The organism is Mycolicibacterium sp. HS_4_1 (assembly GCF_054515875.1).
This window is the reverse complement of sequence record NZ_CM137261.1, coordinates 3,104,916-3,119,358: the sequence shown is the minus strand read 5'-3', so window position 1 is coordinate 3,119,358 and position 14,443 is coordinate 3,104,916. Positions and strand designations below refer to the sequence as shown.

Annotated in this window: 16 protein-coding genes; 10 read left to right on the top strand and 6 right to left on the bottom strand. The window is 67.0% G+C overall.

Translation table 11 applies throughout. The features are described from left to right. Nucleotides 1–12 precede the first annotated feature (12 nt). Nucleotides 13–234, top strand: coding sequence for a hypothetical protein (locus tag ACX12F_RS14920; protein WP_459365339.1), 222 nt, complete (start codon nucleotides 13–15; stop codon nucleotides 232–234). Between the two features lie 10 nt (nucleotides 235–244). Here the strand turns inward: ACX12F_RS14920 and ACX12F_RS14915 are convergent, their stop codons facing one another. Next, nucleotides 245–1,396 (bottom strand): alkaline phosphatase family protein, encoded by a 1,152-nt coding sequence (locus ACX12F_RS14915; RefSeq protein ID WP_459365338.1) that lies wholly within the window; start codon nucleotides 1,394–1,396, stop codon nucleotides 245–247. A gap of 39 nt (nucleotides 1,397–1,435) precedes the next feature. Then, nucleotides 1,436–1,732: a hypothetical protein gene (locus ACX12F_RS14910; RefSeq protein WP_459365337.1), complete on the bottom strand. Its 297-nt coding sequence runs from the start codon at nucleotides 1,730–1,732 to the stop codon at nucleotides 1,436–1,438. A gap of 152 nt (nucleotides 1,733–1,884) precedes the next feature. Between ACX12F_RS14910 and ACX12F_RS14905 the strand changes: the two genes are divergently transcribed. Both ACX12F_RS14905 and ACX12F_RS14900 read left to right on the top strand, forming a co-directional pair. Next, nucleotides 1,885–3,105, top strand: a complete 1,221-nt coding sequence (locus ACX12F_RS14905) for an acyltransferase family protein (protein WP_459365336.1) — start codon at nucleotides 1,885–1,887, stop codon at nucleotides 3,103–3,105. Nucleotides 3,106–3,144: 39 nt separating this feature from the next. Beyond that, nucleotides 3,145–3,834, top strand: a complete 690-nt coding sequence (locus ACX12F_RS14900; protein WP_459365335.1) for an Rv0518 family GDSL lipase — start codon at nucleotides 3,145–3,147, stop codon at nucleotides 3,832–3,834. On the opposite strand, the gene ACX12F_RS14895 is transcribed toward ACX12F_RS14900, so the two are convergent. Beyond that, nucleotides 3,824–4,903: a GGDEF domain-containing protein gene (locus ACX12F_RS14895; protein WP_459365334.1), complete on the bottom strand. Its 1,080-nt coding sequence runs from the start codon at nucleotides 4,901–4,903 to the stop codon at nucleotides 3,824–3,826. The two genes, ACX12F_RS14900 and ACX12F_RS14895, sit on opposite strands and share 11 nt — an antisense overlap. A 352-nt stretch (nucleotides 4,904–5,255) precedes the next feature. Here ACX12F_RS14895 and ACX12F_RS14890 point away from each other — a divergent pair, with 352 nt between their 5' ends. The 4 genes from ACX12F_RS14890 (at nucleotide 5,256) to ACX12F_RS14875 (ending at nucleotide 10,144) form a co-directional block, all read left to right on the top strand. Next, nucleotides 5,256–5,705 (top strand): Fur family transcriptional regulator, encoded by a 450-nt coding sequence (locus ACX12F_RS14890; protein WP_459365333.1) that lies wholly within the window; start codon nucleotides 5,256–5,258, stop codon nucleotides 5,703–5,705. A gap of 36 nt (nucleotides 5,706–5,741) precedes the next feature. Continuing rightward, complete coding sequence (katG, locus tag ACX12F_RS14885) at nucleotides 5,742–7,940, top strand: catalase/peroxidase HPI (protein ID WP_459365332.1); 2,199 nt, start codon at nucleotides 5,742–5,744, stop codon at nucleotides 7,938–7,940. A gap of 53 nt (nucleotides 7,941–7,993) precedes the next feature. Continuing rightward, nucleotides 7,994–8,872, top strand: coding sequence for a LysR family transcriptional regulator (locus ACX12F_RS14880; RefSeq protein WP_459365331.1), 879 nt, complete (start codon nucleotides 7,994–7,996; stop codon nucleotides 8,870–8,872). Nucleotides 8,873–8,938: 66 nt separating this feature from the next. Then, on the top strand, nucleotides 8,939–10,144 hold the full coding sequence (locus tag ACX12F_RS14875) for an MFS transporter (RefSeq protein ID WP_459370357.1): 1,206 nt from the start codon (nucleotides 8,939–8,941) through the stop codon (nucleotides 10,142–10,144). A gap of 3 nt (nucleotides 10,145–10,147) precedes the next feature. Here ACX12F_RS14875 and ACX12F_RS14870 read toward each other — a convergent pair whose 3' ends face one another. Next, entirely contained in the window at nucleotides 10,148–10,804 is a 657-nt protein-coding gene (locus ACX12F_RS14870) for an MOSC domain-containing protein (protein ID WP_459365330.1), read from the bottom strand. A gap of 232 nt (nucleotides 10,805–11,036) precedes the next feature. On the opposite strand from ACX12F_RS14870, the gene ripD reads away from it, so the two are divergent. The 3 genes from ripD (at nucleotide 11,037) to ACX12F_RS14855 (ending at nucleotide 13,713) form a co-directional block, all read left to right on the top strand. Next, nucleotides 11,037–11,720, top strand: coding sequence for an NlpC/P60 family peptidoglycan-binding protein RipD (ripD, locus tag ACX12F_RS14865; RefSeq protein ID WP_459365329.1), 684 nt, complete (start codon nucleotides 11,037–11,039; stop codon nucleotides 11,718–11,720). Between the two features lie 72 nt (nucleotides 11,721–11,792). Then, a complete protein-coding gene (gene tpx, locus ACX12F_RS14860) occupies nucleotides 11,793–12,287 on the top strand; it encodes a thiol peroxidase (protein WP_459365328.1) in 495 nt (164 codons plus the stop codon). Between the two features lie 79 nt (nucleotides 12,288–12,366). After that, nucleotides 12,367–13,713: a sensor histidine kinase gene (locus ACX12F_RS14855; protein WP_459365327.1), complete on the top strand. Its 1,347-nt coding sequence runs from the start codon at nucleotides 12,367–12,369 to the stop codon at nucleotides 13,711–13,713. 1 nt (nucleotide 13,714) lies between these two features. Here the strand turns inward: ACX12F_RS14855 and ACX12F_RS14850 are convergent, their stop codons facing one another. Both ACX12F_RS14850 and ACX12F_RS14845 read right to left on the bottom strand, forming a co-directional pair. Continuing rightward, nucleotides 13,715–13,954: a hypothetical protein gene (locus ACX12F_RS14850; protein WP_459365326.1), complete on the bottom strand. Its 240-nt coding sequence runs from the start codon at nucleotides 13,952–13,954 to the stop codon at nucleotides 13,715–13,717. Nucleotides 13,955–14,110: 156 nt separating this feature from the next. After that, nucleotides 14,111–14,242 carry a hypothetical protein gene (locus tag ACX12F_RS14845; protein ID WP_459365325.1) on the bottom strand — a complete coding sequence of 44 codons (132 nt, stop codon included), beginning with the start codon at nucleotides 14,240–14,242 and terminating at the stop codon, nucleotides 14,111–14,113. Nucleotides 14,243–14,443 lie beyond the last annotated feature (201 nt).

The window sequence follows — 14,443 nt, the reverse complement described above, 5'->3', positions numbered from 1 at the left end:
GCTGGGGTGGTTATGGGTAGGAACGCCAAGTTCGCCGTTGACATGCGGGTTCGCGTCAACCGGGGTGACGCCAAGGACCTGCGCGGTGTGATCGTCGAGGACTACGGCGACCATGCGGGCTATTCGGTCGATGTCGGGGAAAAGCATATTGCCGATGCGGCACGCCGCTGGGCTGTTCTGCTGGACAGCGGATCACTCGTTTTCGCCGACGACGCGCATCTGAAGCCGGAGTAGTCCGGCGCCATCAACCACATGCGATGAGCAGCGGGACCAGCTGCTCGGCATCTGTCCACGACCCGTGCTGTCCGATCAGGGCAGATTCAAGAGGTTCGATCGTCCTGCGTAGCAGTCCCACATTGTCCCGCGCCGCCGCGACGACGTCGCCGATCCGGCTCCGCGCCGTGTCACCGACCCGCGCACCGAACCACCCTTCGTCGATGGCCTCGTCTCTGGTCCGGACCCAGGCTTTGCCGTCCAACGTTTCCCGCCACCTGTCCGCGACGGCGTCGGCCGCCCCGGCGGCGACGTAGACGTGCCGGGCGCGCGCCTCCCCGGCGACGGCGGCAACGCCGTCCTGCAGATCAGGATGCGAATCGAGGTCGACGGTCTCGGCTTCGTCGAGGTTGACCATGCCGTGGTCGGCCACGACCGCCAGCAGTCCACCGGCCGGTAGGGCCTCGACGATCGATTCGACCAGCCGGTCCACCTGCCGTAGCTGCATGCGCCACGCTGTCGACCCCGCGCCGTACAGGTGACCGAGCATGTCGAGGTCGGCGTGATAGCCGTAGCAGAACCCGCCGCCGGCGACGGCCTGCTGCACCCGGGCTGCGAGGTCGCCGAGCCGATGCACCCCGACATACTGCCCGCCGCGCAGCACCGCCCGGGTGAGCCCCGAGCCGGTGAATTCGGCTCCCGAGATGACGCTGACATCGATGCCGGCCTCGGTGGCCCGATCGAAAGTGGTCGGCAGCGGTTGGACTTCCTCCGGCACCAGCACGTCGCGTAGATCGGCGCCAAAAGGATGTGGCGTCCAGCGCAGCGCGTTGACCACGCCGTGGTCGGGGATCCGGAATGAGTAGCCGACCATGCCGTGTTCGCCGGAGCGTCGGCCGGTGCCCACCGCGGCGAGGCCCGCGCTGGTGGTGGCGGGGTAGCCGACTCGCAGGGTCCGCCCACGCAGGCCCGCCAGCACAGGAGCGTCGCCCACGTAGGTGTCCAGCAGCTGCACGCCGAGGCCGTCGATCAGCAGGACACAGGCACCCCGAATGCCGGCGGGCAGGTCGATGGGGCGATGAACCCCGTCGAGTTGGGCTCCTGTCACGCCCATCGCTGCCAACACCGCCGGCACCACGTCGGCCAGATGCGGCGCGTCGTGTCGCGGGCTCGGGACATCCATGGCCGCGAGCTTAGGGATTTCCGCCCAGAGGTAAAAGGGTTATCCGCCCCAGCCGCGAGTGCCGTCCCAGCCGCCGCACATTCCGTTGAAGCAGCCGTGGCCGAATCCGCCGGTGCTGGGGTTCCAGCCGCCGCAGCCCTGCCAGTTCGCGCCGTCGCCGCAGCCGCCACCGCCGCCTTGGCCATCAGGTCCGCCGTAGCCGTTGTCGGCAACCACAGTTCGGTCCGCACCGAAGCTTCCGGAGAGCGTCATCGCCGCCGCCGGAGCCGCAACTATCGCTGCTGTGGCGGCCACCGCGGCGACCGCCGATGTCGTGAATTTCCGCCTAATTAGCATGTCTACAGAATGCTCTCCAGAGGCCGGATATTCCAGCCTCTGGAGAGGGAGTGATTTCGAGCGAGTATCACGCGCTCGGGAGTGTCATCCAAGAAAAGTCACAGGTTTCCCACCGGGACCCGGGTCGCTGCCGCTGTTACCCTTTCCCCGTCATGAGTGTTGTGCCGAGCGGTGAAATCAAGGCACTGTCCGGCCTGCGCATCGTCGCCGCAGTGTGGGTGGTGCTGTTCCACTTTCGTCCGCTGCTGCATGAGGCTTCCCCGCCGCTGAGCGAGGCCCTCGCCCCGATACTCGACTGCGGCGCCCAAGGCGTCGACCTGTTCTTCATCCTCAGCGGATTCGTGCTGACGTGGAACTACCTCGAGCGCATGGGGCCGGCGTGGTCGACGCGCGCGACACTGCATTTCCTGTGGCTGCGCCTGGCCCGAGTGTGGCCGGTTTATCTGGTCACCATGCATCTGGCCGTGGCCTGGATCATCTTCACCCTGAACGTCGGCGACTTCCCGTCGCCGGCTGCGGCCACCCTCACCGGCCCCAACTATCTGCGCCAGCTGTTCCTGGTCCAGCTGTGGGTGGTGCCGTTCTTCGACAACTCCAGCTGGGACGGCCCCGCGTGGTCGATCAGCGCGGAATGGCTGGCCTATCTGTTGTTTGGGTTGCTGGTCATCGTCCTGTTCCGCGTCGCCCGGGCCAGCCGGGCGCGCGCCCTGCTGTGGCTGGCCTTTGCCGCGACGTTGCCGCCACTGCTCTTCCTGGCCGCGACGGGCGAGTTCTACACGCCCTGGAGTTGGCTGCCGCGCATCGTTCTGCAGTTCACGGCAGGTGCCCTGGCATGCGCCGCCGTGCGCAAGCTGAATCTGACCGACCGCGGCCGGACCCTCGCCGGCGTGCTGTCAGTGGTGCTGCTCGGCCTCATCGTGGGCCTCGTGTACTGGTTCGACGCGCATCCGATCCCGACGGTCCGTGATGACTTCGGCCTCGTCGACATCTTCTTCCTGCCACTGGTGGTGGCCTTGTCGGTCGGCACCGGAACCCTGCCCGCGCTGCTGTCGACCCGGGTCATGGTCTACGGCGGCAAGGTCTCGTTCAGCCTGTACATGGTCCACGAATTGGTGCACCAGAGCTGGAACTGGGCCGCTGCGCAGTACCGCATCGACATGTCCCCGAGCTGGGGGACCAAGTTCATCGTGCTGGCCCTGCTGGCCGGGTCCTTCGCCGGCGCGGTGCTGCTGTTCCACTACGTCGAAGAACCGGCGCGACACTGGATGCGGCGCATGGCCGGCCCCGCCGACAACTCGAAAGCTGTTGCAGGGCAACGTAAACTGCAGGCGATATCTGACGACGACGTCGAGCGCGCCGAACGGGCGGGCTGACCGAGTACGTCGAATCACCGACTGGATCATGGGAGAGCAGTGCGTCATCTGACCACCTTGTTGTTGGCAGCTGTGCTGTGCGTGGCGTCCGTGGTGAGTGCGCCCGGATCGGCGCACGCCTATCGAAGCGTGCGCCCGGGTATGCCGCCCGACCGCGTCGCGGTGATCAGCGATTCGTATACCAACGGCACGAACTTCGGTGGCCAGGGTCCGCGGAGTTGGGCGGCGCAGGCGGGCCGGAACCTCGATGCCTGGGGCGTCCCGATCACCGCGGACGTCGCCGCCGAAGGGCGGGCCGGGTACGTCGTGCGCGGCGACCACGGCAGCATCTTCCGGGACCTGACCGCGCGGGCGGTGCGTCCGGACGATGCGCTCGTGGTGTTCTTCGGCTCGCGCAACGACGAGGGTGCCGACCTCATGCAACTGTCGGGGATGGCGCACGACGCGTTCATGCTGGCACGGGCGACGGCGCCGGGTGCCAAGCTGCTGGTGATCGGCCCGCCGTGGCCAACCGCTGACGTGCCGCCCGCGGTGCTCCAGATCCGAGATGTGCTCGCCATGCAGGCCGGCATGGCCGGTGCGACGTTCGTCGATCCGATCACCGAGCGCTGGTTCGTCGATCGCCCGGATCTGATCGCGTCCGACGGGGTGCACCCCACCGATGCCGGGCACGACTACCTGGCGGGGCTCATCGCGCCGCGGATCAAGGCGGAACTGCCTACTCGTTGATCGGCAGGTCGTCCCGCACGTCGTAGCGGACGTCGTTGCCGCCGTCCTCGCGGGCGCGTTCCATGGCCTGCGCCGCGACGGCCAGCAGCGCGTCGATGACGATCTCGGGCGGGTGCACCGTCAACGGGGCCAACGGTGTCACCACCACACCGATGCTCGCGGTCACCCGTGACGGCGTGGACTTCATGGCGCCCTGGACCCGGTCGATCAACGGCGACGCGTCGGGAGTGGTGAAGGTGTCCGCGATGATGAAGTCACTGTCGGAGATGTGTGCGGCGATCGCGTTGCGCCGCACCGTCTCCCGCAACGCCTGGCTGACGTCGATTCGGGCCCGGTTGGCGCGCCGGGGGCCGGACACGGACGACAGCAGGGGAAAGCTGTCGATGCTGACCGCGGCCAGCACCATGTGACGGTCGTCCTGCCGGTTCCGCGCCGCGAGCAGGTTCGCGGCGCGTGAATACAGGCCGTCCGTGTTGAGCATGCCGGTGAGCGGCTCGATCTCACTGTGGTGGATGTCCGTGGAGCTCAACCCGATCGCCACGCGGCAGGTGAAGAACACGAAGACGTTGAGCAGCGCGATGATCAGCACGGCGCAGGCGGCCAGGGCAGGGTCGTGGGACCCGATCTGAACAGCCAGGTATCCCAGCGTGAGCCCGCCGAGGGTCCAGGGGCCGGCAAGCACGCTGGGACGGTGCAGGAACGCCACGTAGCCGCTGGAGAAGATGAACGCGCTCGTGGCCAGGAGTCCGAGCAGCGGATCGGACATGATCAGGCAGGCGGCGCTCATCGGGATCGAGCCGAGGGACACCACGACCGCGGAGAACCGCTGGGACGGCCAGGAATGGCGGAGCCAGACGGCGCCGATTCCGAGCGCGAATACCCCGATGGCGACGGCGACCGCTTGGCGCACCGGCCCGTGCGGGCCGGCCGGGCTCAGGATCAGCAGCGCGGGAACCATGCCGAGCACGGCGTTGAGAGCCGCGATCACGCGACAGGTTCTGGTCTGCAGGCCGCGCGCGGCGAGTAGCGAGGTGAGCCAGTAGTAGTGGTTCAGTCCGGCAGCGGTCATGCGGGTACCCGACGGTCTCCCGCGGCGGCCGACCGGCGAACCGGTGGGCCTGTCACGCTGCGTTCCATATTCAGCAGGTTAACAATCCCGCAAGGGGATTTCGGCAGCCGTCGGCAAACTCTGCGTAGAAGCTCGGCCTTTGGTTCTGTGCCCGTGGGCGAACGGAACGGCGGCGTGCGCCGGTTCTGGTGATTTCCCTGCGGACCGCCAGCCGGTCGCCTAAAGTGTCTGCGGAACAACGGCTTTGACCTCCGTGAATGACGGTCGCCGGCCGGATCCCGCCGCAACATCGCGTGACGCAAATCACCGCCAAGTCTTGACTCAGTCCAAAAAAGGGCGTAGAAGTGATCACGTGACGACCGACTACGCGGAGCAGCTGCGTTCGGCAGATCTCCGTGTGACGCGGCCCCGCCTCGCAGTCCTCGAGGTCGTGTCCGTGCGTCCGCACGCCGATACGGAGACGGTCTTCGACGCGGTCCGCGCCATCCTGCCGGAGGTCTCCCGTCAAGCGGTCTACGACGTGCTGGCAGCCCTGACCACGGCCGGACTGATCCGGCGCATTCAGCCCTCGGGGTCAGTGGCGCGGTATGAAACCCGCGTAGGGGACAACCACCACCACGTCGTGTGCCGTTCCTGCGGCGCCATTGCCGACATCGACTGTGCCACCGGCGAAACGCCGTGCCTGACCCCGTCGGACAGTCACGGCGTGCTCGACGGCTTCGTGGTCGACGAGGCCGAAGTCATCTACTGGGGCATGTGCCCCGACTGCGCGACCGTAACAAGTTCACGATCACATCCGTGATCGCAGCCCAATTCACCACCCTCGAAAGGAAGTGCAGTGCCTGAGGAAACTCATCCTCCGATCGGAGAAGCACAGACCGAGCCCGCCGAAGGCGGTTGCCCGATGCGCATCAAGCCGCCTGTCGAGGGTGGTAGCAACCGGGACTGGTGGCCCAATGCGGTCAACCTGAAGGTCCTGCAGAAGAACCCGCCGGCCATCGATCCGACCGACGAGGGCTACGACTACCGACAGGCCGTCCAGAGCCTCGACTTCGAGGCCTTCGAGCGCGATTTCGACGAGCTGCTGACCAATTCGCAAGAGTGGTGGCCGGCCGATTTCGGCCACTACGGACCGCTTTTCGTCCGGATGTCCTGGCATGCCGCCGGCACGTACCGGGTCGCGGACGGCCGCGGCGGTGGCGGCCGCGGTATGCAGCGTTTCGCGCCGCTGAACAGCTGGCCCGACAACGTCAGCCTGGACAAGGCCCGTCGGCTGCTCTGGCCGCTCAAGAAGAAGTACGGCAAGAAGATCTCGTGGTCCGACCTGATCGTCTACGCCGGCAACCGCGCGATGGAGCACATGGGCTTCAAGACCGCCGGCTTCGCCTTCGGTCGTCCGGACTTCTGGGAGCCCGAGGAGGACATCTACTGGGGTGCCGAGCACGAGTGGCTGGGCTCGCAGGAGCGCTACGCCGGCGTTGGTGACCGCACCAAGCTCGAGAACCCGCTGGCCGCCAGCCACATGGGCCTCATCTACGTCAATCCCGAAGGGCCCGAAGGTAATCCGGACTACCTGGCTGCTGCCATCGACATCCGTGAGACCTTCGGTCGCATGGCGATGAATGACGTCGAGACCGCGGCCCTGATCGTGGGTGGCCACACCTTCGGCAAGACCCACGGCGCCACCGACATCGAGAACGGGCCGGAGCCCGAGGCCGCCCCGCTGGAGCAGATGGGCCTGGGCTGGGCCAACCCCGGCCTCGGCAACGAGACCGTCAGCAGTGGCATCGAGGTCACCTGGACGCACACCCCGACCAAGTGGGACAACTCGTTCCTGGAGATTCTCTACGGCAACGAGTGGGAGCTGACCAAGAGCCCCGCGGGCGCCAACCAGTGGAAGCCCAAGGACAACGGCTGGGCCAACTCGGTGCCCATGGCTCAGGGCACCGGCAAGACCCACCCGTCGATGCTCACCACCGACCTGTCGATGCGGTTCGACCCGATCTACGGCGAGATCACCCGCCGCTGGCTGGACCACCCGGAGGAGTTGGCCGAGGAGTACGCCAAGGCCTGGTTCAAGCTGCTGCACCGCGACATGGGTCCGGTGGTCCGCTATCTCGGCCCGCTGGTGCCGAAGCAGACCTGGCTGTGGCAGGACGTCGTGCCCGCCGGCAAGACGCTGTCAGAGGCTGACGTCGCCACCTTGAAGACCGCCATCGCCGAGTCCGGCCTGTCGGTGCAGCAGCTTGTCAACACCGCATGGAAGGCGGCGGCCTCGTTCCGCTCGAGCGACATGCGCGGTGGCGCCAACGGTGGTCGCATCCGGCTGCAGCCACAGCTCGGCTGGGAGGTCAACGAGCCCGACGAGCTGGCTCAGGTGATCCGCAAGCTCGAGGAGATCCAGCAAGCCTCACCGACCGGTGTGTCCTTCGCTGACCTGGTGGTGCTCGGCGGTGTCGTCGGGCTCGAAAAGGCCATCAAGGACGCCGGTTTCGACGTCGCGGTGCCGTTCACCTCGGGCCGTGGCGACGCCAGCCAGGACCAGACCGACGTCGAGTCGTTCGCCTACCTCGAGCCCAAGGGCGACGGCTTCCGGAATTTCGTCGGCAAGGGTGACACGCTGCCGTCCGAGTACCGGCTGATCGACCGTGCCAACCTGCTCGGTCTGTCGGCGCCGGAGATGACCGTGCTGATCGGTGGTCTACGCGTGCTCGGTGCCAACCACGGTGGTTCGGACCTCGGCGTGCTGACGCAGAACGTGGGTCACCTGACCAACGACTACTTCGTCAACCTGACCGACATGTCCACCAAGTGGGCCCCGTCTCCGGCTGATGACGGCACCTACGTCGGCACCGACCGCAGCAGCGGTGCGCCGAAGTGGACGGCCAGCCGGGTCGACCTGCTGTTCGGCTCGAACTCGCAGCTGCGAGCGCTGGTCGAGGTATACGCCGAGGATGACGCCAGGGAGAAGTTCGTCAAGGACTTCGTCGCGGCGTGGACCAAGGTGATGGACGCCGACCGGTTCGACATCCGGTAACAACCTGATCCAGTACCCCGTGGGCCGTTCGGTCCACGGGGTACTGTCGTTTTGTGCTCCTCGACGAACTCCGCTGGTTCGTCGTCCTCGCTGAAACCGAGCACGTCACCGTCGCCGCCGCGGAGCTGGGGGTTGCCCAACCGACGCTGTCGCGGGCCTTGGCCCGCTTGGAAAACCAGTTCGGCACACCACTTTTCGATCGCATCGGTCGCCGTCTTCAGCTGAACGGCTACGGCCGGATCATGCTCGAACATGCCCGCCGCGGCATCGCCGAGATGGATGCGGCGCACAGCCGGATCGACGCTCTGCGGAATCCGGACAGTGGCCTGGTGCGGTTGGCCTTTCTGCATTCGACGGCCAATTGGTTTGTACCCGAGGCGCTTCGGCAGTTCCGGGCGCTGGCCCCCGCGGTGCGGTTCGAGCTGTTCCAGGGGGCGGCGCACGACATTGCGGAGCGGCTGCGTACCGGGCAGGCCGATGTCGCGATCACGTCGCCGCGGCCCGCGCAGGTGCCGTGCATGTGGCGGGTGTTGTATGTCGAGCGGCTTTGTCTGGCGGTGCCCGCCGATCACCGCCTGGCCGGGCGGGTGCGCGTGCGCTTGAGTGAGGCGGCCGACGAGACCTTCATCGCGCTCGGCGCGGAATTCGGGCTGCGTCAGCTGACCGATCAAGTCTGGGCCGAGAGTGGCATCACGCCCGAGATCGCGTTCGAAGCCATGGAGATTCCGACGATGGAAGGTCTGGTGGCTGCGGGCTTCGGCGTCGCGGTGGTGCCGGTGCCACGGCCGGGTCGTGGCGATCCGTCGGTGACGTACATCCCATTGTCCGATACCCGGGTGAAGCGCGAAATTGGCATGGCATGGGTCCGAGGTCGCGAATTACCGCCTGCCGCAGGACGATTCGCCGAGTTCGTGACCGCGGGTGGCTTCTGATGCGGTATGCGCATCATTCAACTTAAAATGATGTATTGGACACATCAATAGGGCGTTCCTAGCCTTCTGCTTGTGACTGTTGAAGCGCCTGTCTGGACCGGCCACGCGCGTGGATCCACCGACTACCGCAGGCTGCTCGGTGCGCTGTTCTGCGCCGGCGTCGCGACCTTCGCGCAGCTGTATTCGCCGCAGGCGGTCTTGCCGCTGATCGCCCGCAGCCTGGGCGGCGGCGCGGCGGCATCGGCACTCATGGTGTCGGCATCGACAATCGGCTTGGCGCTCGGGGTGATCGGCTGGTCGACGCTGGCCGACCGGATCGGCCGAGTGCGGGCGATGTCCTATTCAGTTTGCATTGCAACGGGTTTGGCGTTGCTGGTGCCCTTCGCGCCGACGTTCCACTTGCTGCTGGCCGGCCGACTCACCGAAGGTCTGGCACTCGGGGGAGTGCCGGCCATCGCGGTGGCCTACCTCACCGAGGAGATCGAAGCCGGCCACGCCGCGCGGGCGGCCGGCACCTACGTCGCCGGCACCACGATCGGCGGGTTGCTCGGCCGTCTCGTGGCCGCACCGGTGGCCGAGCTCACCGACTGGCGGTGGGCCATGTTCGTCGTCGGATTGCTCTGCAGCGCAGCGGCTGTCGGGTTCATGCGGCTCGCCCCCGAACCCCAGGGGTTCGTCCCGGCCGGTGAGCAATTCGAGGGCTCCCTGGCGCACCGGTTGGCCGCCAACCTCCGCAACCCCAGGCAGCTGGTGCTCTACCTGCAGGGCTTCCTGCTGATGGGCGGATTCGTCGCGATGTACAACTTCCTCGGCTTCCGGCTGAGCGCGGCGCCGTTCGGCTTGCCGCAGACCGTCGTCAGCCTGGTATTCGTGGCCTACCTGGCGGGTACCTGGGCGTCGGCGTGGGCCGGGGCCGCCGCCAGTCGCTACGGCCGGCGTCCGGTACTGCTGGGCAGTGTCGTGGTGATGGGTGCCGGTGTGCTGATCACGCTGAGCCACAACGTGTTCACGGTCCTCGCCGGTCTCCTGGTCGCCACCGCGGGGTTCTTCGGCGCGCATGCGACCGCGTCGGGCTGGACGGGTCAGTTGGCCACGGTGGGCAAGGCACAGGCCGGCTCGCTGTACAACTTGTCCTACTACGCCGGTTCGAGTGTCATCGGATGGGTCGGCGGCATCGCCTTCGATGCCGCCGGGTGGACGGCGGTGGCGGCCGTCATCGTGACGCTCGAGATCGTCGCCGGGGTGGCGGCCGCTGCCGTGCTGCGCGATTGACCGCTAGTGCACTCGCTGCCGGATTCGCTCTTTGATCACGTCCGGCAACGCATCGGCGGGCAGCAAGCTCGGGAGTAGCTCGGGTTCCAGGGTCAGCGCGCGAAACACCAGGGCGACAGTGACGTCGTGCGGCGGTCGGGAGACCACCGTGATCGATGCCCCGGCGCGGAGCACGCCCGGCGTCACGATCCGGAGGTAGGCACCAGGTATGGCTTCTTTGGTGAAAGTCTTGACCCAACCGTGGATTTCGAGCCACTCGGCAAAGGTGCGGCACGGGATGCGCGGCCGGCTCACCTCGAGGAGTGGACCGCCATCGCCGATCTGCCAGCGTTCGCCGATGAGGGCTTCGTTCACCTCGAGCCCCGTGGTGGTGAGGTTCTCGCCGAACGAGCCGTTGCTCAGCACCCTGCCGAGGCTTAGCTGCCACGCATCGAGGTCTTCGCGGGCGTAGGCGTACACCGCCTGATCGTCGCCGCCGTGGAACTGCTGGTCGCCGATGGTGTCACCGATCAGGCCGCTGCCGAGGCCGCCCTGCATGGGTCCCGGTGCCCGAACCGGCACTGGCTCGGAAGTCGGGCGCTTGTCGATGCCGGTGACCAACTCATCCTTGTCGGGGCTCGGCTGTGGGACCGCCAGATTCACCGTCAGGATCGCTGCCATGCCGGAAAGCCTAGAGGCGGCCGCGGCCCGGGGCCTGTCGTGCCCGATCACCATTCGATCACATTTTCGATAAAGATCGTGCGCTGACCTGCATTTATATGGGATAACGCGCACGCGTGGGGTTAAAGTGACGGTAGTGAAATTTGTGAGGAGAGGGACCACAGGGGTCGCGACCCCCGCGTAGACGACGCGGCGTCGTGTGCCCCAGTGGTGCACGAAGAGAGGTGTCGACATGCGACGGATGATTGTGACGATGGCGAGCGCAGCACTGCTTGCGACACCCATCGCGATGGCGGCCCCGCTGGTGTCGGCGCCCCTTGCGTCGGCCGACAACACGACCTGGACCGGCGGCACTCACCGGCAGGCCATCGATTTCGTCATCCAGCGTGCGCTGTCGCAGCGCGGGGTGCCGTTCGTCTACGGCGGCGGCAACGCCAACGGTCCCAGCCTGCCTCCGGCCAGCGTCACGACCGCGGCGGCCCCGGTGAGCCAGCCAGCGCCTCAGGTGGGCCTGCAGCCGATGGGTGTCACGCAGCCGGCTGCTGCGCCTCAGTCCAACGCCCTCATCCCCGGCCTGTCGGGTCTGTTCGGCCCGACACCTGCGGCGGGGGCGATCACGCCCGTGCCGACCACACCGGGCTTCGACGCCTCCGGTTTGATTCAGTACGCGTTCGCCGGCGTGGGCATCAAGCTGCCGCGGTCGTCGGGCGAGCAGTACAAGGTAGGCCGCAAGATCACTGCGGACCAGGCGCTGCCGGGCGACCTGCTGTTCTACGGCCCGGCCGGTTCGCAGAGCGTCGCGATGTTCGTCGGCAACGGGCAGATGGTCGAGGGCACCGAGCCGTCCGTCACCGTGGGCCCAGTCCGCACCAACGGCATGGATCCGTACCTGAGCCGCATCATCGAATGGCAGTGACGGCCCCACAACGGACGGCACAGCAGCACCCCCACGCTGCAGCCTCGGCGTCGTCTTGACAGACTGTGGGGTATGGCACAGATAACCCTGCGTGGTAACCCCATCAACACCGTCGGCGACCTGCCCGCTGTCGGCTCCGCGGCTCCGGCGTTCGCCTTGACCGGTGTCGACCTCGGTCCGGTCACCAACGAGCAGTTCAGCGGTAAGCCCTTGGTGCTCAACATCTTTCCGTCGATCGACACCCCGGTGTGTGCCACCAGCGTCCGGACCTTCAACGAGCGTGCGGCCGCCCGTGGCGCCACAGTCTTGTGCGTGTCCAACGATCTGCCGTTCGCGCAGAAGCGCTTCTGCGGTTCCGAGGGCATCGAGAACGTCTCCACCGCGTCGTCGTTCCGCGACAGCTTCGGCGCCGACTACGGCGTCGCGCTGGCCGACGGCCCCATGGCGGGCCTGCTCGCCCGCGCCATCGTCGTGATCGGTGCCGACGGTAACGTCGCGTACACCGAACTCGTACCCGAGATCGCCCAGGAACCGGATTACGACGCGGCTCTCGCAGCCGCCAAGTAACACCAGCTGTTCGGCTGACGGGGTGCGTGCCAGGGGCACGCACCCCGTCAGTCTTTTTTGCATCGGGCATGATGACCTGGTGCAGCTGCGATCACCGATACCGGCTTTGTCGTTGCGAGCAATCGTCGTTGTCGCCGCCTTGTCGGTGGTCGCGACGGTGCTGATCATCGGTACCTGGGTGTGGATCGGTGTCACCAACGACCAGTACAGCCAGCTCGACCGTCGGCTGGACTCCCTGAGTAGCCTGCCCGACGTCAACACCCTGCTGAGCATTGCCAAGCAGAGCCCCACTGGCACGCCCCAAGCCGAGGGATCGCTCGTTCGCACGGTGCGGATCGGCGCGGCGACGGTCTCGATGCCGCCGGAGATCGTGCTGCCGCAATTCGAGAACGGATATGCCAACACCACGATCAACGGCGTCGAGTACCGGGTCCGCACCGTCACGACGGGGTCGGCGTCGATCGCGCTCGGGGCACCGTTGGCGGAGGCGCGGAGTCAGATCCGCACACTGCACATGCGCATCCTGGCCATCTGCAGCGGCGTCATCCTCGGCACGTTCCTCGTCGGTGGCTCGATGTGGTTCATCATGATCAACCCGTTCCGCAAGCTCGCCCAGCAGGCCAGGCAGATCAACGCCCAGTCGAAGCCTGAAGAGGTGCACGTACGTGGCGTCTCGGAGGCCGTGGAGATCGCGGAGGCGGTCGAGGGCATGTTGTCCCGCATCGGCGAGGAGCAGGCCCGGACCAAGGCCGCGCTGGAATCAGCTCGCGACTTCGCCTCGGTCGCCTCGCATGAACTGCGTACCCCATTGACGGCGATGCGCACCAACCTCGAGGTGCTGTCCACACTCGACCTGGGCGTGGAGCAGCGCAACGAGGTGATCAGTGACGTCATGCGCACCCAGAGCCGCATCGAGGCGACACTGACGGCATTGGAGCGGCTGGCACAGGGCGAACTGACCACCGCCGACGATCTGGTCCCCGTCGACATCACCGAGCTGCTCGACCGGGCTGCCCACGACGCCGTGCGGGTGTATCCGGACCTCAACGTCGCTCTCGTGCCGTCGGCGACGGTGCTGATGCTCGGACTGCCCGTCGGGCTCCGGCTGGTGGTCGACAACGCGATCGCGAACGCGGTCAAGCACGGTGGCGCGACGCGCGTGCAGTTGTCGGCGGTCAGCTCGCACGACGGCGTGCAGATCGCCATCGACGACAATGGCACCGGCGTACCGGAACACGAGCGTGACGTGGTGTTCCACCGCTTCGCCCGCGGCTCGACGGCGTCGCACTCGGGCTCCGGACTCGGCCTGGCGCTGGTCGCCCAGCAGGCCGAACTGCACGGCGGCACAGCATCTTTGACACAGAGTCCGCTGGGCGGCGCGCGGTTGCTGCTGGAGCTACCGGCGCCGCACCCGGAATCCGACTGAGCTAGATGCAGGCGGCGAAGATGCAGAATCCGCCGTCAGGTTCCCAACCACCGTTCCAGGTGCCGGGCGGGTTCCAGCCCCACGCCGGAGGCGGCGGGGGACCCCAGCCGGGGCCACCGTCGCCGTCCCAGCCGTGGTCGTGACCCCAGCGGGCCGGGACCGGGGCCATGCCGGTATCTGCACTGGCAGTACCCGCGCCCAGTCCGACGGCGCCGGCAGCGATCCCGCTGGCAACGGCCATACCAACAATGAGCTTTATCGATTTCATAGCTATCCCATTCCTCGACTCAGGTGACCACCACGGAAATTGCAGTGCTCGCTGTTTCTCGGTCTGTAGCCATTGTCATTAGTCAAGCTATGTATGGCCTGTGCATGCCTTAGGTGACGCCTTTCGGAATCAGATGCAGGCGCCGAACAGACACACACCGCCATCGGGTTCCCAGCCACCGTTCCAGGTGCCCAGCGCGAACGCGCCGGCGGTGAGGCTGCCGGCGATCGCCAGGCGCGCAACAATTTTCGTTGATCTCATTGTCAATGGTCGCCATTCTCGGCTGTCGACGGCAGGGCATCGAGCTCCGGTCCGAGCATAGAACGTCGTCAGGTTGTGGATGAGCTGTGCCCGACGTATGTAGTGGGTCTCGATTTGGGCAATGACAGTCGCCCCGGATTCGTGCGCACGGGACCCGCGCCGCCGCGCTCCTACAATTGGCCGATGTCTGCCAACCCTCGG